This is a genomic window from Priestia sp. P5_B4 (genome assembly GCF_056400385.1).
The window spans coordinates 1-709 of the sequence record NZ_JBFULJ010001361.1; the positions used below are offsets into that span (position 1 = coordinate 1).

Below are 709 nucleotides of genomic sequence, written 5' to 3' on the forward strand. Positions count from 1 at the left end.
CTGCCATCATTTTTTGACCAACTACCGGCGTTTTAAATAATCCTCCGTGCGCTAAAATACTGTGAATCTTTACGTTTTCTTCTTTGACTAAAAGATCCATTCCTATTTTTAAAGCGCCAAAAGCTGTAAAAAGATGTGTACGCATAAAGTTTGCTAGATTAAAATTGCTTTTTGCTGAACGGACAAATAGCGGACGTCCACTTTCTACTCCGGTAATATTTTCACCTGAGAAATAGCCGTAGCTAAGCAAGCCCCCTCCATCAGGATCAGCTTCTAACGCTTTATTTAACATCACTTCGAATAATTTATCCGACTCTACTTTTTGCCCCATCGCCTCCGAAAATTCGCGAAACAATCCGAGCCAGGCGTTTAAGTCGCTTGAGCAGTTATTCGCATGAACCATTCCAACTGGACTGCCGTTTGGCGTAGTAACCAAATCAATTTCCGGATAAACGTTTGAAAGCTTTTTATCTAGTACAATCATTGCAAAAACGGACGTTCCTACTGAAACATTTCCCGTGCGTTTTCTTACGCTGTTTGTCGCCACCATTCCCGTTCCCGCATCTCCTTCTGGAGGACAAAATGGAATGCCCGGCTGCAAATTTTTAGACTGATCTAAAATGCTAGCTCCTATTGCTGTTAACGTACCTGCTTGCTCGCCTGAAGTATGAACTGCAGGCAGAATATCTGATAGTTGCCACGGATATCC

Annotated in this window: 1 protein-coding gene; it reads right to left on the minus strand. The window is 42.5% G+C overall.

Annotation, left to right across the window (positions count from 1 at the left end; all coding sequences use genetic code 11):
* Window positions 1-709, minus strand: a 709-nt coding sequence (locus tag AC1DRF_RS30990; protein ID WP_477742700.1) for an FGGY-family carbohydrate kinase, incomplete at both ends; no start/stop codon positions are given.